Annotated in this window: 11 protein-coding genes; 10 read left to right on the forward strand and 1 reads right to left on the reverse strand. The window is 55.5% G+C overall.

What is annotated here, in order from left to right; genetic code table 11:
* The first annotated feature begins 70 nt into the window (after window positions 1–70).
* The 9 genes from ACFOTD_RS25035 (at window position 71) to ACFOTD_RS25075 (ending at window position 17,407) form a co-directional block, all read left to right on the forward strand.
* On the forward strand, window positions 71–3,142 hold the full coding sequence (locus ACFOTD_RS25035; RefSeq protein WP_378122683.1) for a beta strand repeat-containing protein: 3,072 nt from the start codon (window positions 71–73) through the stop codon (window positions 3,140–3,142).
* Between the two features lie 58 nt (window positions 3,143–3,200).
* Entirely contained in the window at window positions 3,201–4,025 is an 825-nt protein-coding gene (locus tag ACFOTD_RS25040) for an S-layer homology domain-containing protein (RefSeq protein ID WP_378122665.1), read from the forward strand.
* A gap of 226 nt (window positions 4,026–4,251) precedes the next feature.
* Window positions 4,252–6,885 carry a glucosidase family protein gene (locus ACFOTD_RS25045; RefSeq protein WP_378122666.1) on the forward strand — a complete coding sequence of 878 codons (2,634 nt, stop codon included), beginning with the start codon at window positions 4,252–4,254 and terminating at the stop codon, window positions 6,883–6,885.
* A gap of 141 nt (window positions 6,886–7,026) precedes the next feature.
* Window positions 7,027–8,733 carry a sensor histidine kinase gene (locus ACFOTD_RS25050; protein WP_378122667.1) on the forward strand — a complete coding sequence of 569 codons (1,707 nt, stop codon included), beginning with the start codon at window positions 7,027–7,029 and terminating at the stop codon, window positions 8,731–8,733.
* An 11-nt stretch (window positions 8,734–8,744) separates the two neighbouring features.
* Window positions 8,745–10,367 carry a response regulator transcription factor gene (locus ACFOTD_RS25055; RefSeq protein ID WP_378122668.1) on the forward strand — a complete coding sequence of 541 codons (1,623 nt, stop codon included), beginning with the start codon at window positions 8,745–8,747 and terminating at the stop codon, window positions 10,365–10,367.
* Between the two features lie 208 nt (window positions 10,368–10,575).
* Window positions 10,576–11,481 carry an ABC transporter permease gene (locus ACFOTD_RS25060; RefSeq protein ID WP_378122669.1) on the forward strand — a complete coding sequence of 302 codons (906 nt, stop codon included), beginning with the start codon at window positions 10,576–10,578 and terminating at the stop codon, window positions 11,479–11,481.
* 16 nt (window positions 11,482–11,497) lie between these two features.
* On the forward strand, window positions 11,498–12,379 hold the full coding sequence (locus tag ACFOTD_RS25065; protein ID WP_378122670.1) for a carbohydrate ABC transporter permease: 882 nt from the start codon (window positions 11,498–11,500) through the stop codon (window positions 12,377–12,379).
* Between the two features lie 64 nt (window positions 12,380–12,443).
* Window positions 12,444–14,171 (forward strand): type 2 periplasmic-binding domain-containing protein, encoded by a 1,728-nt coding sequence (locus ACFOTD_RS25070; RefSeq protein ID WP_378122671.1) that lies wholly within the window; start codon window positions 12,444–12,446, stop codon window positions 14,169–14,171.
* 683 nt (window positions 14,172–14,854) lie between these two features.
* A complete protein-coding gene (locus ACFOTD_RS25075; RefSeq protein ID WP_378122672.1) occupies window positions 14,855–17,407 on the forward strand; it encodes a discoidin domain-containing protein in 2,553 nt (850 codons plus the stop codon).
* 150 nt (window positions 17,408–17,557) lie between these two features.
* Here ACFOTD_RS25075 and ACFOTD_RS25080 read toward each other — a convergent pair whose 3' ends face one another.
* Window positions 17,558–18,424 carry a helix-turn-helix domain-containing protein gene (locus tag ACFOTD_RS25080; protein WP_378122673.1) on the reverse strand — a complete coding sequence of 289 codons (867 nt, stop codon included), beginning with the start codon at window positions 18,422–18,424 and terminating at the stop codon, window positions 17,558–17,560.
* A 120-nt stretch (window positions 18,425–18,544) separates the two neighbouring features.
* On the opposite strand from ACFOTD_RS25080, the gene ACFOTD_RS25085 reads away from it, so the two are divergent.
* Window positions 18,545–20,836 (forward strand): family 78 glycoside hydrolase catalytic domain, encoded by a 2,292-nt coding sequence (locus ACFOTD_RS25085; protein WP_378122674.1) that lies wholly within the window; start codon window positions 18,545–18,547, stop codon window positions 20,834–20,836.
* Window positions 20,837–21,200: the final 364 nt, after the last annotated feature.

Consider the following 21,200-nt stretch of genomic DNA (forward strand, 5'->3'; position numbering starts at 1 on the left):
TCCTGATGTTGTAGATTTTGTCGGCTGGGGTACCGCGGCTAATTGGGAGGGCGCTGCGGCAGCCCCTTCTGTGTCCAACATTCTGGGACTTGTCCGCAAAGACGGGAACAACGGCGTGTTCTCGAGCTACGCTTCTAGTCTGGATACCAATAACAATTCAACGGACTTTGTGGCTAGGACCCCTATTCCTCGTAATTCTTCGACTTCGCAATTACCCTATGTTCCGCCGATGTACACGATCTCCTCTTTATCGGATGTAACGCCGACTGAGCTGAACGCGGGCTATGCGCCGGAAACGCAGGAGACCAAGACGGTAACGGTGACGCGTACGGGAACCGGGGACTTGACGAGCTTGACGACGGCGTTGAGCGGAACGAACGCCAGCAGCTTTACGGTTACGCAGCCGTTGTTGACCACGCTAAACAGCGTGACGCCATCGACGACCTTTGCGGTAAAAGCGAACGACGGGCTCGTCGCAGGGACTTATACGGCTACGGTTACGGTAACGGCCGACAATATGACGCCTGTAACTTTTGCAGTCACGCAGGTTGTGAATGTCCCGCCAGCGGATACCACGCCTCCGGTGGTCACGGGCGTAACGGAAGCCGGCTTGTACAATACGAACAAAACGATTTCGTTTAATGAAGGTACGGCGACGTTGAATGGCTCCGCATTTACGAGCGGCAGTACGGTGAGCGCGGAAGGCTTCTATACGCTGATCGTGACGGACGCGGCGGATAATATGACGACGGTGCACTTTACGATCGATAAAACGGCGCCTACGGTAACTGGAGCGGCGAACGGCTCCAGCTATAATAATGACCGTACCCTTACGTTAAGCGACGGTACGGCGACGCTGAACGGTTCCGCATTTACGAGCGGCAGCACGGTAAGCACGGAAGGTTCGTATACGCTGGTCGCGACGGATGCGGCAGGGAATACGAGAACAGTGACGTTCATAATCGACAAGACTGCGCCGTTAGTGCTGGGCGTGACGGACACCGGATTGTACAATACAAGCAAAACAATAACATTTAATGAAGGCACGGCGACGTTAAATGGCTCCGCATTCACGAGCGGCAGCATGGTGAGCGCGGAAGGCTCGTATACGTTGATCGTTACGGACACGGCGGGGAATACGACGACGGTCAACTTCACGATCGACAAAACGGGGCCGGTGGTGACAGGTGTATCGGACAGCGGCCTATATAACGTCGACCAAACGATCACCTTCAACAAAGGCACGGCGACGCTGGACGGCTCCCCCTTTACGAGCGGCAGCACGGTGAGCGCGGAAGGTCCGCATACGCTGATCGTGACGGACACGGCGGGGAATACGACGACGGTAAACTTCACGATCGACAAGACGGCGCCGGTAGTTATGGGTGTAGCGGACAGCGGCCAGTATAATGTCAACAAAACGATTACCTTCAACGAAGGCACGGCGACGCTGGACGGCTCCCCCTTTACGAGCGGCAGCACGGTGAGCGCGGAAGGTCCGCATACGCTGGTCGTAACGGATGGGGCGGGGAATACATCGACGATCCACTTCACGATCGACAAGACGGCGCCCATCGTGACGGGCGTGACGGAAGGTTTGCTCTACAACATCAGCCAAACGATCACCTTCAACGAAGGCACGGCGGCGCTGGACGGCTCCCCCTTTACGAGCGGCAGCACGGTGAGCGCGGAAGGTCCGCATACGCTGATCGTGACGGACACGGCGGGGAATACGACGACAGTAACCTTCTCGATCGACAAGACGGCGCCGGTAGTTATGGGTGTAGCGGACAGCGGCCAGTATAATGTCAACAAAACGATTACCTTCGACGAAGGCTCGGCGACGCTGGACGGCTCCCCATTCACGAGCGGCAGCACGGTGAGCGCGGAAGACTCGCATACGCTGATCGTGACAGATGCGGCCGGAAATACGACGACGGTAAGCTTCACGATCGACAAGACCGCTCCGGTCATTACAGGCGCTGCCGATGCCGGAGAGTATTCAAGCGACCTGACGATCGCCTTCAACGAAGGCACGGCTACGTTGGACGGCGCCGGCTTCTCAAGCGGCGGAATCGTGGACGGGGAAGGTTCGCACACGCTGATAGTGGCAGATGCGGCCGGCAACAGCACGACGATTCAATTCAATCTGGATAAGACGGCGCCGATCGGTACGCTCGTCATCAACGGCAATGCCGATTCGACCGCGAACAAGACCGTAACCCTTACGGTCACCGGATCGGACGGCGGCGGCGCAGGCGGCATTCAAGCCCGTTTCTCCAACGACAATACCGATTGGACGGAATGGCAGGCCATAGCAGCCAGCCAAGCATGGACGCTAACAAGCGGCAAAGGCACAAAAACCGTTTATATGCAGCTCAAGGATTCCCTGGGTAATGTCAGCTCGAGCTATACCGATACGATCGCGTACAAATCGGTGCCGCAACTCGCCGATTATAAGCATTCCGGAATGGATAACCAGGCCGTTTCCTTATCAGCGTCCTTCTTCGGATACAGCAACGAGGATGGCAGTACACTGCAAAAAATCAAAATTGTCTCGCTGCCGGATCACGGCACGCTTATGTTCAATAACGTCGCGGCTGCCGTGAGTCAAGAAATCGATATCGCGCATATCGACCAACTGGTTTATACGCCTCAGCTAGGCTGGTCCGGCACGGCCAAACTGGTCTGGAACGCATACGACGGCGAATTATATGCCGACTGCAATGCGGCGGTCTCCTTTGTTTTACAAGCGAGTCCGAATCCGAACCCGACGACTCCGGTTGACTCGAATTCCGCCCAATTGATCGTTAACGGTGTCGTGCAGAAGCAAATGGCAACGGTCAAAACAGAAACATTGCCGGACGGCCGCAAGAGAAGCACCATTAAGCTCGACGATCAAGCGATGAATGCAAAGCTTGAGACGGAAGGCAACCATGCGATCATCATCATTCCGTTTACTAAGGATGAGGACCAAGCATTCAGCATGCTGAACGGACTGATGGCTAAAAACATGGCTGCGCACGAAGCGGTGCTCCAGGTGCAAACGAACAATGCATCGTACACCATTCCTGCGAGACTAATCGACATCGACACGGTGTTCGCCATGTTCGATAGTAATGCTGCGCTCAAGGATTTCTAATCTGTCCCCTGACGATCCGGCGATCGTCCTGCAGAAGCAACAGAACGGCAATGTCGAAATGATCGCACCGGCCGTCTCGTTCAAGCTGGTAGCCAGCTACGATGGCAAGCAGGTCGAGGTCAGCCGGTTCAACGAATACGTGGAGCGTACGATTGCCATTCCTGACGGTACGGATCCGAGCCGTATTACGACCGGCGTCGTGGCGATGCCGGACGGCACATTCGTCCATGTGCCAACAAAGATAGTCCAGAAGGACGGTAAATTCTATGCAGTGATCAACAGCCTGACCAACAGCGTTTATTCGGTTATTTACAATCAAAAATCGTTCGCGGACGTCCAAAATCACTGGTCCAAGGACACCGTAAACGAAATGAGCGCACGTCTCGTTATTAACGGGATTGACGAAAGTCATTTTGCTCCGAATCAGGAAATTACGCGAGCAGCGTTTATCTCGATTATCGTCCGCACGCTTGGATTGCATGAAGCGCACCATAGGATTGCCTATGCCGATGTAAACGAGAGCGATTGGTATTACACGGAGGTGGCTATTGCCCAGGAATATGGTTTGATCCAGGGGTACGGCGATACTAAATTGGGCCCGGACAAGCGAATCAGCCGTCAGGAAGCAATGGTCATTATGCAGCGGGCGCTGAAGCTCGCCGGTAACAATCAAACGTTGACAGATGAGCAAATTGCCGCACGGCTTGTCGCATTTCGCGATAGCGCGTCGTTCGGCGGCTGGGCCAAAGGCGCGGCGGCGCTCTGCGTAGAACTGCACATCGTCGAAGGCAGCGACGATATGCTCCGTCCAGCCAGCAATATCACGCGGGCGGAAACGGCGGCGTTCGCCAAACGTTTGCTGGAAGCGGCGGGTTTAATTTAAAGAAGCAGGGTACAGTTCCTTTATTCTCATAAGGGGGCTGTGCCTTTTTTTCATGAGTTAAGCAATCCGTCATCTGCTCGGATCATACGACTTCCCCAAGTAAAAAAAGTCCAAAAGAAAACGTAAGCATTGTACAATCGTATTTTCTCGCCGAAGGCTATAGTAGAATTATAAATGATAACGCTTTCACGCGGATTGGAAATGGTGACATAAGGGGGCGGAATAAATGAAAGCAAAAATCGCGGTAGAGTGGAAAACGGGGCCGATCGAGGGGAACGTTACGGCGACCGCCGGCACGCTCGTTACGGCAATCATGCGGGGGAGCGGCAAGTCCGAAGGAAATCGTTTCTTCACGGACGGTAATCCGGTGCGGCTGGAAGTGACATTAGAAACGGAGGAGGCGAACCGCTTCCCGGCGATCCTGGTGAAGATCGATGCGCCACAGTACCCGTTCAGCTTTTTTCTGAGCGACGTGAACAAGGGCTATCCGATCTACATCCCCGCTTACGGCGTCGCCGTCACGCAAGCGGAAGACGATCGGACCTACGACCAAATCGAGCTCGATATCAAGGCGAAGAATCTGGTCACCGATCTGCAGCGGATCGAGGAGGAACCGGAAGAAAGCTACGAGAACGCCGCCGCGCATACGCGGGAGCTCGCTTCGCAGACGTGGCTCGGGTTATCGCGAGACGTTCGGATTTTTGGCGTCGGATTTCGCGGCATCGGCGGGGAAGAGCGGCTATGGGATTGGGTGCAGCCGAGATTCCATGGCTTCGAGGCGAAGCTGCCCGAGAACGAGGACAAGCCTGTCTGTTACCGGTACATGCTTGGCCGAGGCGTCGGCTGCGTGGAAGGCATCTCCCGCAGGCTCGAGGACGGGGCGCTGCCCATCCTGCACGCATCCATCTCGGACAACGACGTCGTCTATGACACGGTATCGTTCGTCTCTTACGAAAGCAGCCCGTTAAATGCCGATACGTTAAGGGGCACGCACTATCTCGCTGCCGACGGCTTCGGTCACTTCCATATGCTGACGGAGGAACAAACGGCGCTGCGGGAACGGATCCTGCCGCAGGAGCTGGACCGGGAAGAGGAGACGGTGCTCTACTTCCGGGCGGTAGCCACCAACAACGCCCAAGTGCCCAGGTACGCCTGGTTCAAAAATGTCGTGCCAAACGCTTTTGTCCTGAACGACGACAAGCAATACGAATTTGACGGGGATACCGGGTTCGTCCGCTATTCGGAGGATCGAGTCTTCTGCGTATCCAAGTTGGACGGACAACCGCTTCGCATGGAAGAGACGGCCGTTCTCCTGCCTCCGGGCGCGTCGGTCGCCTTCGAATTTTACCTGCCTCACCGGCCGATCTCCAGGGAACGCGCCGAAGGCTTGAGCCGGCAGTCCTTCGAGGCGCGATGGACGGAATGCCGCGCGTTCTGGCGGGAGAAGCTGTCCCGGGCGGCTTCGATCAAGCTTCCCGAGCCGCGGATCGAAGAGATGGTCAAGGCGGGCTTGCTCCATCTCGATCTCGTCTCTTACGGACTGGAGCCCGGCGGAACGGTCGTCCCGACGATCGGCGTGTATACGGCGATCGGCTCGGAGAGCTCGCCGATCATTCAATTCATGGAATCCATGGGCTGGAACGATGTTGCGGAGCGGGCGCTGCGGTTTTTCCTGGATAAGCAGCACGACGACGGTCTCATGCAAAATTACGGCGGATATATGCTGGAAACGGGCGCCGCGTTGTGGAGCCTCGGAGAGCATTACCGATATACGCGGGACGCACGATGGGTTGTGCGAATCAAGGATCATTTGCTGAAAGCGTTCGATTATCTGGCGAAGTGGAGGGAGCGCAATAAAACGGAGGCGCTTCGAGGCAAAGGCTACGGTATGCTGGAAGGAAAGACGGCGGATCCGGAAGATCCGTTCCGTTCCTTTATGTTAAACGGCTATGCGTACATGGGGATGAGCAGGCTGGCGGAGATGCTGAGGGACATCGATCCCGGCAACTCCGCGCGGATCGAAGCCGAGGCGCAAGCCTTCAAAGCGGATATCCGTCAAGCTTTGTTCGCCGCGATGGCGAATGCGCCGGTCGTCCCGTTGGCCGACGGAAGCTGGGTGCCGACCGTTCCGCCTTGGGTGGAGCACAGGGGACCGCTTGCCGTGAACGGGGAAGGCGGCAAGTGGCTGACGCACGGCTCGGTCGCCACGCGGGATTCGCTGCTCGGCCCGCTCTACCTCGTTTTTCAGGAGGTCGTGGATTCCGAGGAAGACGCGTCGTCGTTCATGTTGAATTACCATCATGAATTGATGTGTACCCGCAACGTCGCGCTGAGCCAGCCGTACTACAGCATTCATCCGTGGGTGCACCTAAAGCGCGGCGAGGTCAAGCCGTTCCTGAAGGCCTATTATAACGGGTTTGCCGGATTGGCGGACCGGGAGACGTATACGTTCTGGGAGCATTTCTGGCACGCCAGCCCGCACAAGACGCACGAAGAAGGCTGGTTCCTTATGCAGACCCGCTGGATGCTGTATATGGAAGACGGGGAAGAGCGGTTGAACCTGCTGCCGGGCATTCCGAGCAAATGGCTGGAGAGCGGCAACGTCATCGAGCTGGACGGCATCGCGACTTATTTCGGGCCCGTCTCGCTGCACGTCGAATCGCATTTGGACCGGAAGGAGATCGTGGCGAAAGTCGTTTGCCGTTCGGACAGGAAGCCGAATACGGTCAGCATCCGGCTCCCGCATCCGGAGGGGGCGATTCCCGCAAGCGTCATGGGCGGAACTTATGCCGCGTCGCGGCAAAACGTCCTGGTTGAGGGGTTCGACGGAGAAGCCGAAATTACGCTGCGATTCGACTGACGATGATATAATGAAACAACTCTGCATCGCCATCTAGATCGGGCTTCCGCGTCAGGAGGTTATTTTATACGAACGAATATCGTTCCCCATTTCCAGAAGAGGATGAAATTCCTCTTTTTTGGTTTAAGAAATAAATTTATTTTGTTCAACACCGTCGTCGGCATCGTATTTATTACCGTGCTAAGCGCGCTGTTGTCGCATTTTATGGAAAAGTACACGAAGGAAAACATCAATCAGTACGTCACGAGCCTGAACGCGCAGATCAGCAACAGCATCGACCGCTACGTCGACGATATGCAGAAGGTGCTGATGATCCTCTCCGAGGATGCCAATCTCCCCGTGATCGCGGACAAGAAGTTCGTCGGAACGTACGAAGGCTATTCGGCTTACAATCATTTTTACGATAACATCCGATCGCTCATTTTTTTCAAAGGGTACAAGTCGCTGTCGGTCATTCTCTTCGACAGGCAGGAAATTCTGACGACGGATCTAAATGACGGCCAGGATTTCAAGTACATTCGCAACGCCTTGAATACGAACATGTATCGCGAGATCACCGATTCCGATCAATCGATGGTGCTGCTGCCCGGATTCTCCCTGCTGCCGGGCAAGGATAACAATACGCTATTCTCACAGGCCATCAAGTTATGGGACAACCTGCCCGGAGAAAAAGACTTTATGGTGCTGAGCGCCGACAAAAACCTGTTCTCGGATTTTCTCAACGGGGTCAACAACCAGGCCTTCGACGATATTCTGATTACGACGGCCGACGGGAAGGTGATTTTCAGCCTCAATTCCGACGTCTCGACGTATGACGAGTTCAGCGGCAAGGACATCGGCCGGCTGACTGAGTTCGATACGCTTCATTTCAACGGATCAAGCTACTATGCCAACGTTAAAAACTCCGCGACGACCGGCTGGTACGTCGTCTCTTTGATTAACCAAAACAAGATCGACAAACAAATCAACGATTCGAAAATCATCATCATGCTGACGGGAATCATCGTGATGGTCATCCTGATCCTCGCCGTACATCTCTTCGTGACGAGGAGCACGCGGGATCTCAAGCGGCTGTCCAAGACGATGAAAAACATCGAGAAGTCGAACTACAAAATCCGGAGCGACATCAACCGCAACGACGAGATCGGCGATCTCAGCCAGAGCTTTAATGCGATGGTCAAGAACGTGCTGGAAAACCAGGTGCTGCGCAACGAAGCCGAGATCAAGAGCTTGCAGGACCAGATCAACCCGCATTTTCTATATAATACGCTCGATGCGATCAGCTCGCTGGCCATCAAACGGGATCATGTCCGAATCAATGAAATGGTGGAAAAGCTGGCCGATTTTTACCGGTATAACATGAACATCGCAAGCCATAACGTCGTGGAGATCGGAACCGAAATCCAGCACGTGAAAAATTATCTGGAAATCATCCAGGTTCGTTACGGAAATCGATTAAGCGTCATCTATGAGATCGACGAAGACGTCTTGGCATACCGGACGATTCGGTTCACGCTTCAACCCGTCGTCGAGAACGCGATCAAGCATGCCTTTAACGAAATGTCCCAGGCTTATATCATACGGATCGGCGTCTATGCAACGGAGGATTCGATCGTGCTGGAAGTGTCGGACAACGGAATCGGCATCGAAGAGCCCAAGCTTCGCCAGATCAAGCAAAGCATCGACGGAGGCGGTTCCTTGCCTCATGCCGAGCCGCGCGGGGGCGTAGGACTGAAAAACGTGAACATGCGGTTCAAGCTGTTGTTCGGCGGCGATTACGGAATAGCGATTGAAAGCGAGAAGGGGAAAGGGACAAAAGTCGTCATTACAGGTCGCAAAATGCAGTGAGGTGCATCCAGATGAAGGTCATGGTCGTAGACGACGAAGAATTGAGCAAGGACAAAATCGTTTATTTGCTGCAAAGCAGCTCCATTTCGTTCGAAAGCGTGTTAACGGCGGGCAACGGCAGGGAAGCGCTGGACCTGATCGAAGGCGGCGAGCTTCCGGACTTGATTCTGACCGATATCCGGATGCCCGTCATGAACGGGCTGGAATTGATCGAGGCCGTAAAGGAACGGTATCCGGACACCAGGTTTATCGTAACCAGCGGTTACGCCGATTTCGATTACGCGGTCAAAGCGATGAAGCACGGCGTCACGGATTACGTACTCAAGCCGGTCAAAGCTCTGGATCTCATCCCCGTCGTGGAGGCGATGCGGGCCGCGATCGAGGCCTCCGGACAGGCGAAGGAAGACAGCAAGCGGATCGAGACGGTCAGCAGGGAAAATCGCCGTTTGGCCATGGAAAAGGAAATTTATCATCTGTTGACCGACCGGCGGGAGGACGAAGGCGAGAAATGGGAAGCCAAACGGGAAATCTCCCTTCTAAGACACGGCGTCTACGTCGTTGCCTCGGTCAGGCTCCATGCCGGCGAGCAGCCGGTCGGCGGCGAAGTCTATCGGGAAATGCGCGATCGGTTCGACGCTGAAACGGGAAACGGCTGGATGCTGGAAAATTACTTCGGCAAGGATACCTTCATTCTGATATTCGGCGGCGAGGACGAAAATCGGCTAGCCGACATGGCGGCTAAGGAGACGCATGGGCTTCGTGCGTCGCTGCGCGAACGGCACGGGTTGGCGGCGACGATCGGCGTCAGCCTGCCTTGCGGCGATCCGAGGACGGCTTACCGGCAAGCCGCGATGGCGCTGAAGAGCCGATTCTGCTTCGGAACGGACCGAATCTTTCGATATGCCGCGACCGAGATTCGCGGCAACGGCGCTTCGCAAGCGCTCGCGCTAAAGTTTAAGCTGGCCGAACAAAGCCTCGAAAATAAAAGCCTCGCGAAAGCGATCGGCCTTCTTCGCCATACCGCGGAGGATGTATTCGTTCGCTCGCTGGCCGAATGCCGGGAAGAGATTTCGATCGACTACTTGTTTAACGAATACGTCAATCTGGTGATCCGGTTCTGCTTAAAAAACGATTACGACTTCATCGAGCGGATCGATCCGGACGTTCTGTCGGGGAGGGCGCTCGACGAGCTCGAGGATCGCGGCGCGATCGTGAAGGCGATCGAGACGATGCTCGAGCGGCTGTTCCGCGCCGCTACCGGATCGGAGGGAGACGTACGCCGCAATGCCGCTCTCAATTCGTCGGTCATCGATCAAATCATCGTTTACGTGTCCAGAAATATCGAGGATGAATTGACGCTGCAGACGATATCCGATAAATTCGCCATTAACCCTTCGTACCTGTCGCGCGTCTTCAAGGCGGCTACGAACCAGGGCTTCGTCAAATACGTGACCGGGCTTAAGATCGACAAGGCCAAAGAACTGCTGGAGCACGGGGCGCTGGAGATCGCGGATATCGCCCACGGACTCGGCTTTTCCGACCAACAGTACTTTAACCGGGTATTCAAGAAAACGACGGGAACGACGCCGAACGAATGGCGGACGAAGCGTAAAAAAAGTCAAAAAAACGCGTAAGAATCGTGCAAGATCAGCGGTGTAAGGTGAGTTAAAGTAGACTTATAAGAAGCAACGCGCAATCGAGAAGAGGATAGAGGATCGAGTCCGTTACGAGCGAAGCTTTGGAAAGGTCAAAGCTAAGCGCGGAACGGGCGGTCCCGCTCAATCATTAAAGAAAGCGCTTTCATTATTTAAGGATTATTTTATAGCTAAGAAGGTGAAAGGCATGAACAAACTTTATCAGCAAAAATGGTTGATCGCGTTCGCTTTGCCCGGATTTCTGTTTTTCCTCGTGTTTGCCTATTTGCCGATGTACGGCGTCGTCATTTCTTTTCAGGACTTCGACGTCTTCAAAGGCGTGTTCCGAAGCGACTTCGTCGGATTCGATAACTTTAAGACGTTGTTCGATATGCCCGACTTTAACAACGCGCTCCGGAACACGATCCTCATCAGCGCCCTGAAAATGATCCTGCTCTTCCCCGCGACCGTCATTTTTGCCCTCATGATCAACGAGATCAGTACGGGATGGTTCAGGAAGTTCGTTCAAACGACCTCCTACTTGCCTTACTTCGTTTCATGGGTCATCGCGGCCGGGATCTGGTATAAGCTCTTGTCCATCGACGGCGGCGTCGTGAACGACCTGCTCGTCTCGCTTGGCATCCTAAAGGAGCCGTTTTACTTTTTGGCCGATAAGGACGCTTTCTACCCGATCATTTTATTGACCGAGGCCTGGAAAAACATGGGCTTCAGCGCGATTATCTTTACCGCTTCCCTGTCCGCGATCGACGTCCAACAGTACGAGGCGGCCAGGGTGGACGGAGCCAGCCGATTCAGGCAAATCTGGCACATCTCGCTGCCGGGCATCAAAAACACGATCGTGCTGATGTTCATTCTGAACGCCTCGAACTTGCTCAAGGCGGGTCAGGATCAACTGTGGACGATGTCGAACGTAACCGTTCAGCAGAAAGCCGAGATTTTGGATACGCTCGTGCTTCGATACTTGAAGGATATGGGACTTACGGGATACTCGATCGGAACGGCCATGGGCATCTTCCAAGCCTTTATCGGCCTGGCTTTGTTCGTCGTCTGCAATTATTTGGCGAAAGCCGCCAAGAGCGATTCCATCATTTGATAGCCGGAGGTTAGGCATGGAGAAGAAACGAAAACTAGACGCGTTCGCCGCGATTAACGGATTGCTGATGCTCCTCTTCGCGTTCGCCTGTATTTATCCGTTCTACTACGTCTTGATCGTATCCCTTAACGATCCGCTGGATGCGCAGCGAGGGGGGCTCTACCTGTGGGTAAGGTCGTTCTCCTTCGAAAATTATAAAGCGATCTTCAAGACGTCGGAGCTGTTAAACGCTTATCAAATTACGCTGTTTCGCGTCGTTGCCGGGACTGCGCTGCATGTCGTCCTGACCGCGATGTTCGCTTTTGCGTTAACCAAGAAGCACTTCGTCTTCCGAAAATTTCTGACCTGGTGGATGCTGATTCCGATGTATTTCTCCGGCGGCATCATCCCGACTTACGTTGTCATGGACATGCTCGGGCTGGTCAACAACGTGATGGTATACGTGCTGCCGCATTTGCTCGCCACTTTCCATATCCTGATCCTCCGCAGCTACTTGAACGAGCTGCCGGCCGCCCTGGAAGAATCGGCCGTTATCGACGGAGCCAGCGATTTCTCGCTATTCTGGCGAATCATTATGCCGCTGAGCACGCCGGTGCTGGCGACGGTCGCGCTGTTTATCGGCGTTTTCCATTGGAACGACTGGTTTTCCGGATTCACCTATATGACGAGCGAACACCTCTGGACCGCGCAGAACGTGCTTCTGAAAATCATCCAAACGAACGAAGCGTCCAACATCGCGTCCATCTCCAAGATGGATGCGGGCTTCAAAGCGACCGTTACGGCAGAATCCGTCAAAATGGCCATGCTGGTCATCACGACGGTTCCGGTTATCGTCGTCTATCCCTTTCTTCAGAAGTGCTTCGTCAAAGGCATGATGCTCGGTTCGGTCAAAGGTTAGTCGGACAGTCGGTATGAGTACCTTACGGTATTTATATATAATGAAATCATAGGGAGAGGTTCGCATGAGGAAGAAAAAGAAGATGATCGTATCGCTGGCCACGCTTGCACTGACGGTATCAAGCGTGCTGGCCGGCTGCGCCAAATCGAACGACGCGGCCCAACAATCGGCGCCCGCGGCTTCATCGACCGAACAACAGGCGTCCGCTTCGGCGGCGACTTCGAAGGAAGCGCTTCCTGCGGAGCTTACCGTATCCTCCTTTAACTGGGGATGGCCGACTGTAGACGAAGCCCGCGACAGAATCGGACCCGAGCTCGAGAAGGCGCTGGGCTTCAAGGTCAAGCTCAACGTTCTGAAGGCGGGAAGCTCGGACGAGGCCGACAAGAAGCTTCAGTTATGGGCGGCGACCAAGGCGGCTGACATGCCGGACATCTTGATGACGACAAGCTCCACGCTGGCGGCGCAAACGATCGATTCGCTCGGCAGAAACGGCATCCTGCTCGACTGGAACGACATCCTCGACCGGATGCCGAACTATAAGGCGCAAGTGAACCAGCTTCTTCCGATCAGTAGGGACGTAGAGACCGGCAAGCAGTTCCGCGCTCCTCAGAATTTCGAGTCCCCGCTCGGAACCAAGCCCGCGACGGCGCCGCTCATCCGCAAGGATTGGCTGGACGAGCTCGGCCTTCCGCTGCCCAAGACGACGGATGAATTGCGGGATACGCTGATTGCTTTCCGCGACAAAATCAAGCTTCCCGACGGACAGAAGGTCATTCCTTCGATCGATTTCGGAGAGATGTTCTGGAACAATAAATACATGTTCGATAATCCGGAATATTCCTATGCGGGCTCCGGCAACGTGACGGTCGGCTTGAACGACTGGTTCACGGACAAAAACGACGGCAAGGTCAAGCGGCATGACATGGTATTCACGGATAATCTGTACGAATTTGTGGCGTACTACAACTCGCTCTTCAAAGAAGGCCTGATCGACAAGGAAAGCTTGACGATGAAGTACGGTCAATATATCGAGAAGGCGTCCAGCGGCCGGGTGGGCCTGTTCGGAACCTGGGGCACGCATGTCATGACGGTCAACGATAGCCTGGCGAGCGTCGATCCAGACGGGCTGTTCGTAGGCACGACGGTATTCAGCAGCAAGACGAATCCGACGATGAACACGGATTTCGTCCGTAAGGCCATGCTTGGCGTCAACTCTTACTGGATCATCAAGAAAAGCATCAGCGAAGAAAACTTGAATGCATTCATCAAGTACATGGAATACACGATGGGCGAAGAAGGCTGGAAGCTGACGACCTTCGGACAAGAAGGCGTCGATTGGGAATACGACGCGGACCACAAGATCGTCGAGACGCAAGCGGCCGCGGATAAATTCAAAGGCAGCCTCACGGAAAAAATCCCCGAAGGGATCTGGTATTACAGTCCGACGCCGAACTACGAGCTCCAGGCCAAGTACTATGCGCCGACCGCGTACGACAAGCGGGCCGACGTCATCGAGACCTTGAAAAACATGGGTTACGTGCAGGGAGAGCCGGTCTACAGCTACATTACGGATAAAGCGCCATACGTCCTCCCGGGACCGATCGAATTGAAGAAGGGCGCAGGCTATGCTACCCGGTGGAAGGACATGGTCGTAGCCGGCGTGCTGGCTAAATCCGAGGATGAAATCCGGAGCATCATCGCGAAGTGGCAGGAAACGGAAAGGAAACTGGGGTACGACGAGATTTCGGAGGAAAGAACGAACAACTTGAAGACGGTTCCGGATTTGGAATAGTCCGAAGAACAGGGCTATCTCTATGGGGCTTCCCCTTTGAGCCTGCTCGGTTCTTCAGGCGGCAACTTAAGTGCGCGCAAGTGCTTCTAATGAGAAGCACTTTCGGCAGACGGGAACCCATATGTGCTCAAGTGCTTCCAATCGGAAGCACTTTGGGCAGACGGCAGCCCAAGTGTGCCTATGTGCTTCTAATGGGAAGCACTTCGGGCATGCGCCAACCCATATGCGCTCAAGTGCTTCTAATCGGAAGCACTTTCGGCAGACGGCAACCCATATGCGCTCAAGTGCTTCTAATCGGAAGCACTTTGGGCAGGCGGCAGCTCAAGTGCGCCTATGTGCTTCCGATGGGAAGCACTTTGGGCAGACGGCAACCCATATGCGCTCAAGTGCTTCTAATCGGAAGCACTTTGGGCAGACGGGAACCCATATGCGCTCAAGTGCTTCCAATCGGAAGCACTTTGGGCAGACGGCAACCCATATGCGCTCAAGTGCTTCTAATCGGAAGCACTTTGGGCAGACGGCAACCCAAGTGCGCTCAAGTGCTTCTAATCGGAAGCACTTTCGGCCCGCAGCAACTTAAGTGCGTTCTCACGGCCCCAGGAATGCCCATTCTTTTCTTCGCCAGCGCAGTGCAAAGCGTAAATCGATTTTGGAAAGCGCTCTCAACTTAAGGAGGTTCTATCGTGAGAAAAAAGACACCATTCCTTCTAGGCCTATCGGCGACGTTTTTCGTTTTCTCCGCTTTTTCTTCCGCGGAAGCCGCGATCCCCGATCCGAAGGTCGCTCCGTTTCCTATCGGGATCTTCTGGTCGCCCGGCCCTCAGGACACGACGTTTCAAAGTTACAAACAGATCAAGGACATGAATGCGACATACGTACTCTTAACGAACGGCGTCATCAACCAAACCCTGAACGATGCCGCATTGACGCAGTGCGCCGCGAACGGCTTAAAATGCGTCGTCCAGGAAGAAAGACTGGATTCGTATAAATTTAACGAATTGCAAAATCTAGGCGACGGGGGAGATTTCCTCAATTACGGCCATTCGTTCGGGCAAACGTTCACGACGCCGAATACGCCCGATATCGCGATCGACACCGTAGAGCTGTTCATGGATCAGAATCTGCCGGCGAGCGGTCAGAAGATGACGTTAAAACTATACGATTCGCCAAGCAAGACGACGCTGATCGGGAGTTCGTCGATTACCGGACCGGCGGGGACGATCCACCCCGTCTTCTATTTTTATAAATGGCTCACGCCGAACACGACCTATTATATGGAGCTGACCGCCGACGGGCCATCGGCTCAAAGCTACGTGATCTATCATAATTCCGACGCTTATAGCGGAGGAACGGCTTATCGGGACGGCGTTGCCCAGACCGGCCGCGATCTGTGGTTCAATCTTCATTTTGCCCGGAGCATGTTCGTCGGAGGGGCGGAGCCGTACGCGGCCGACATCGCCGATATTACGAGCCATTATCGAACGAACGGCGCATTCCTCGGCTATCATCTTCTCGATGAGCCTTCGGCGGAGAAGATGGTCGGCTTGCAGAGCACGATCGAGAAGATCAGAGCGGCGGATCCGGACCATTTAACGTACGTGAATTTGCTCCCGACCTATGCGGGCAACCTCGGATTCGGCGGCCAGAAGGGCGTATTCGTCAGTCCGGCCCAATCCGTCGGACAGTCTTTTAAAACCAATTCAAAGACGACGACAATATCGACGTTACAACTGTATATCGATAAAAATTCATGGGGAACGAACGAGCCATTAACGCTAAAGCTGTGGAATTCTTCCGCCAAAACGAACTTGGTCGCGCAGCAGACGCTGTCGGGAGCGAGCACGAACTACCCGCAGTTTACTTTGAATGCGGCCGTTAGCCCGAATACGAGCTATTACTGGGAGCTTACCCATGGAGGCGGCGGGGACAATTCCGTCGGTTGGGTCGTGAAGTCGGCGAACGGAACGGAATGGGAGAAGGATGGCACGGCTTACGTGGCGGGCAGTCCCTCCGGCGGCGATTTCTGGTTTACGCTGAATCAAAACCTGACCGCTTTTTCCTATGAAGATTACGTCTATCGCTGGGCCGGCAAAAACCCCGATTTCCTGATGTACGATCATTATCCGTTCAGCGCGAGCGGCGGCATCAGCACTGACTATTATTCGAATATGGAAATCATACGCAGGCAATCGTTGGCGGCGTCGGTCGACTTTTGGACCTATATTCAAGCCGTCGGCGTGACGGGGGCGCTAAGGGCGCCTTCGGAAGCGGAAATGAGGTACCAAGTGTTCACCAGCCTCGCCTACGGGGCCAAAGGCATCAATTACTTCACCTACGAGACGCCGTCCGGACAAGGAGAATCCTTCCATGATGGCATCCTGCTGCCGGACGGGACCAAAAACGCCTCTTATACGTATGCTCAAAATATTAACGCTGAGGTGTTAAAGCTCGGATCTAAGCTGTTGTCGCTGAGCTCCCAGGCCGTCTATCATACGGGTACGCTGCCCGCCGGCACGACCGCGCTGCCTTCGAGCTTTTTCCTTCAGCCGTCCAATTCTTCGGATCCGCTCGTGATCGGATACTCGAAAGGTGCCGACGGACGTCCATATGTCATGGTGACGAACCGGGATACCGTCAATTCGCGGACCGTCTCGTTCACGCTTCCGCCCAAGCCGAGCGCGGTAACGGAGATCTCCAAAACGACCGGCGCTGAAGTCGCCACGAATTACAACGCGGCCACGGGCGCGATGTCGGCCTCCTTTGCGCCTGGGGAAGGCAGATTGTTCGCTCTTCCATTAGCGCCTTCGAATCTGGCGCTCAATGCCGCGGTCGCGGTAAGCAGCGAATATTCGGGATGGCCGAAGAGCCGGCTTACGGACGGCAACAGATCGACCAATTTCTCGACGCAGACGGGAATAACGAGCGATCATGCCGAATGGATCGAGATCAATATGGGATCCCCGGTCAAGTTTAACAAGGTCGTCCTTGTCGGACGTACCGAGCCTTACGGCTATCCGAAAGATTTTAAGATTCAAGTGTGGGACGGCACGAATTGGCAGGATCGGGTCACCCGGACCAACGAATCCCAGCCTGCCTCGGGGGCGGCGCTTGCCTATACTTGGGGGTACGCCGATACGACGAATAAAATCCGAATCTCCGCATCGGCGCTGCGCCCGGACAATAACGGGCATTATGTTCTCCAACTGGGAGAAGTCGAAGTTTATTACGAGCCGTAAGGGCAAACATGGGCGGCGAAGGCGTGGTGAACTGCTGCCGTAGGGAAAAGGAAAGTGGAAGGTAAGGGAAAGGTAAGGGAACGGGAATTAACGAGACATGCAGACGGCGGCCCAAGCGGTCGCCGTCTTCTTGCCTGAGCACCGAGTTGTCTAGAAGCCGGCGTCGTCCCCTTCGTTCCGGTAGGCGAGAGGCGTTTTGCCCGTTTTTTTGCGGAACAGCTCGTGGAAAAATTTCAAATCGCGATACCCCGACCGCGCGGCGACCTCCTTGACGGGCAGCGTCGTTCGGCGCAGCAGGTCGCAGCTTTTGCGGATGCGCAGGTTTTGCACGTACTCTGTGAACGATTGTCCCGTCGCCCGCTTCAGCATGCGCTGCATGTAGCTCGCGCTTACCGGGAGAAGGGCGGCGACTTCGGCCAGCGTAACCGGGCGTTCGATGTTGCGTTCGAGAAAGTCGAGCGCGGCGGTCATTCGCGAGCTTGTCGAAACGGAAGCGCTCTCTGCCGTCTCCAGACGGTGCAGGCAGACGAGAAGCTCGGTCAGACGCGCATAGAGAACGGCTTCGTACCCGGGCAATTGCGAGCTGTATTCCCGGTAGAGCGCCTCCATGCATGCTTTCCCCTCATGATATAGATCTTTGAACCGGCGGTACGGCCGGTCATCCCCCGACAGCAGCAGCAATGCGGTCGCGGGCAGCGGGTATGTCCGCGAGAGAATGCCCGGAACAGTAGGGTCGAACAAGCAGTTGTAGACGATAAGCTCGTCCTTGGAAGCTTCGGATGCGGGACGATAGACGTGACGGGTGCCGACAGGAATGATGAACAAGTCGCCTTTTTCAACGTAAATCCGTTCGTCCCCGATATAATGGAAGCCTTTGCCCTCGGCAACGAATTGAATTTCCACGAAATCGTGAATATGAATCGGCAGCGTGAATCGCTCGCGTTCCCGCGTGACCGCAATGGGAAATTCGGGCTGCCAGAAGATCTTGCCTTCGAGCTTAAACGGAGTAGCGGGCACGAGTACGACTCCTTTCAATCAGGATGCGATTGCCCTATTCATATCATATGCCCCCCTCTACAAGCAACCGCTCGACTCTTGTATGCTAGTGAAAAATGAAACGGAGAGGATGGCGGCATCGTGAACGCAAGCCATAAAGAGCCGGGAACGGCAGCGAGGCATCGACCGGATCTGGAGGTCGTATGGGAGGCGGAGTGGATATGGAGATCTCGCCGCATCCGAATCAACGATTTCGCTTATTTCCGCAAGGAAATCAACGTGCGTGGGGCGCTCGCTTCGGCCAAGCTATTTTACACCGCGCACCATACGGCGAAGGTCTACTTGAACGGGACTAGACTGGGAGGGTTCGTCTCTCCCGCGCCCACGAATCCGGAGAAAAGAAAAGCCTATCTGGCCTACGACGTAACGGAGCTGCTCGCGAGCGGCACCAACTGCCTGACGGCGGATGCCCATTATCTCGGCGGCAGCGGCCAGAATTACTGCGACGGATTGCCGGGCTTCAGGCTGCAGCTCCATCTGGCCTACGAGGACGGCACGGAAGAAGTCGTCGGGACCGACGCCTCTTGGCGGGTTCTGAAGGAAATGCCTCACGAGACGGGGACGCCCTATCAGCAAAATCGCCGGATATCCGCGATCGAGAAGTACGACGCGCGCAAGCTGGATTCTGCATGGCGCTTCGCCGGCTGGGCGGAAGAGGAGACGCTAAAAGCGAAGGTCGCCAAGATCGATCGCGATCAGTGGCCGATGGCGGTCCAGCAGATTCCGGAGGGCGCGATCGAGGAGGAAATCGTCTGCGAGAAGCTGCCACAGCCTGCGGGGAGCGATGTCGACGGGGAGCGGCCGCAGGTGTTCGATCCCGGGCGCATTGTCTCGGGCTGGCCGAAGTTTAAGCTTAAGGGAATCGAGGGAGTGACGATCCGTCTCCGGATGTCGGAGGATCTCGACGAGAACGGCCGGGTCAAGCATAACGTGACCAACGAGCATTCGGATCAATATTACGACGAGTATACGATGCGTGGAGAGGAGACGGAGACGTGGCAGCCGGACTTTTCCTTCAAGGCGTTCCGGTATGTCGAGGTGACCGGATATCCGGGTGAGATTCAGCCCGGCGAACTGACCGTCTGCTGGGCGCACACCGATATGGCTTACGTCGGCGGGTTCGCCTGCTCGGACGAGCATCTGAACGCGCTGTACGCCGCGGCCATCCGGACGCAGAAAAACAATACGCTAGGTCAGACCGTCGATTGTCCGCACCGCGAGCAAGCCCAATATACGGCGGATACGGACTTGCAGGCGGAGACGCTGCTGTACAACTTCGACGCGATCGACATCGTCGACAAGACGCTCTCCGACTTCACGGACGCGCAGCTGGCCGACGGCACGTTCCCGTTCGTCGCGCCGGTCAACTATGAACACAAGGACTTCCATATTCAAATTCCGGAGTGGGATCTGCACTATGCGACGCTGATGTGGAAGCTGTACGAAGCATCGGGGGATGCAGCGGTGCTCGAGAAGCACTATGAGACGGCGCGCCGGATGGCCGACTACTTCGTCGGCATCCGCGACCCGAAGACGGGGCTCGTGCCGCTCGACAAAGGCTGGCATATCAGCGACTGGCCGTACCCGACGGTCGAACACGCGGGAGAGCATCTGACCGTGCAGCAGATCAAGCTCGTGCTGGCGCTGCGGATCGTGAGCCGCTCGGCGGACTTGCTCGGCCGGAAAAAAGAGGCGGCCGTCTACGCGAACCTGGCGCTAGAGCTGTCGGACCGGATCGTCGGCCAATTGTATGACCGGGAGGCGAAGCGGTTCCGGGACAGCTCGGACGCGTCCGCGACGCATCAGGGCGTGACGGCCATCGCGCTGCTGGCGGATCTCTTGCCGGCGGAAGACCGAGAGGCGGCAATCGATTCCGTGGCGCGTCAGCCGTGGGAATGCCGCACCGTGCTCTCGCTGCCGCTGCTGCGCATGCTGTTCGAGAACGGACGGGAGGCCGAGGCGTTCGCGCTGCTGGACCGGAGGGAATATCCGGGATGGGGATACATGCTGGCCCAAGGGGCGAAAACGATGTGGGAAGGCTGGGAGGATATGGAGAGTCACTCCCATGCATGGAACGGTTATCCCGCCCGGCTGCTGCAAGAGTTCGTCGTCGGCATCCGGTCGGAAGCGCCGGGCTTCGCGAAGGCGGTCATCCGCCCATACCTGCCGGATGGCCTGACGTTCGCCGAAGCTGAAGTCGGGACGCCGCTCGGCGTCATCCACGCAGGTTGGTACCGGGAAGAAAGCGGAGCCGTCCGCGTGCGTGTCCGGATTCCGGAGGGGATGGAAGCCCGACTGTCGCTTCGCGTGGGCGGAAGGACGATCGATCGCGATCTGAAGCCCGGAGACAACGAATGGTCGACGGACGGCTGACGGCGGGGGATGAAGGCATTCCCCTCAATATATGCAGGCAAACAAGCTCTCGCGAAAGACCGCGAGGGCTTGTTTTTCTTAAAAGACAGGAAAGTATAAATTGGGGCGGTCATTTGCGGAAAGGTAAGCGCGATTTCGGCGTACCGGAGCTTTATGGAGGTTTGGCGGGCAAAAAAGCCTGCATTTATACAGGTACTTTGTGCCGACATGCGCCGCTGGATAAAATGCTTGCAAATGCTCCTAGGCCCCCTAATCAAATTGGAGTCCCTCCCTACAATGTTTTAAACTAGGGATAAGGGAGATGAGCGGGATGGGAAAAAGGTTAAAGGAAGAAACACGGCTTAGAATTGTTAAGGAAGCATTG

It is taken from the genome of Cohnella sp. GCM10012308, assembly GCF_042649185.1.
In the GTDB taxonomy this organism is placed as follows: domain Bacteria; phylum Bacillota; class Bacilli; order Paenibacillales; family Paenibacillaceae; genus Cohnella.

Coding starts and splice junctions, on each gene's coding strand:
- ACFOTD_RS25040 (WP_378122665.1), top strand. CDS start 3,201: ATGATCGCACCGGCCGTCTCGTTCAAGCTGGTAGCCAGCTACGATGGC.
- ACFOTD_RS25060 (WP_378122669.1), top strand. CDS start 10,576: ATGAACAAACTTTATCAGCAAAAATGGTTGATCGCGTTCGCTTTGCCC.
- ACFOTD_RS25055 (WP_378122668.1), top strand. CDS start 8,745: ATGAAGGTCATGGTCGTAGACGACGAAGAATTGAGCAAGGACAAAATC.
- ACFOTD_RS25065 (WP_378122670.1), top strand. CDS start 11,498: ATGGAGAAGAAACGAAAACTAGACGCGTTCGCCGCGATTAACGGATTG.
- ACFOTD_RS25070 (WP_378122671.1), top strand. CDS start 12,444: ATGAGGAAGAAAAAGAAGATGATCGTATCGCTGGCCACGCTTGCACTG.
- ACFOTD_RS25045 (WP_378122666.1), top strand. CDS start 4,252: ATGAAAGCAAAAATCGCGGTAGAGTGGAAAACGGGGCCGATCGAGGGG.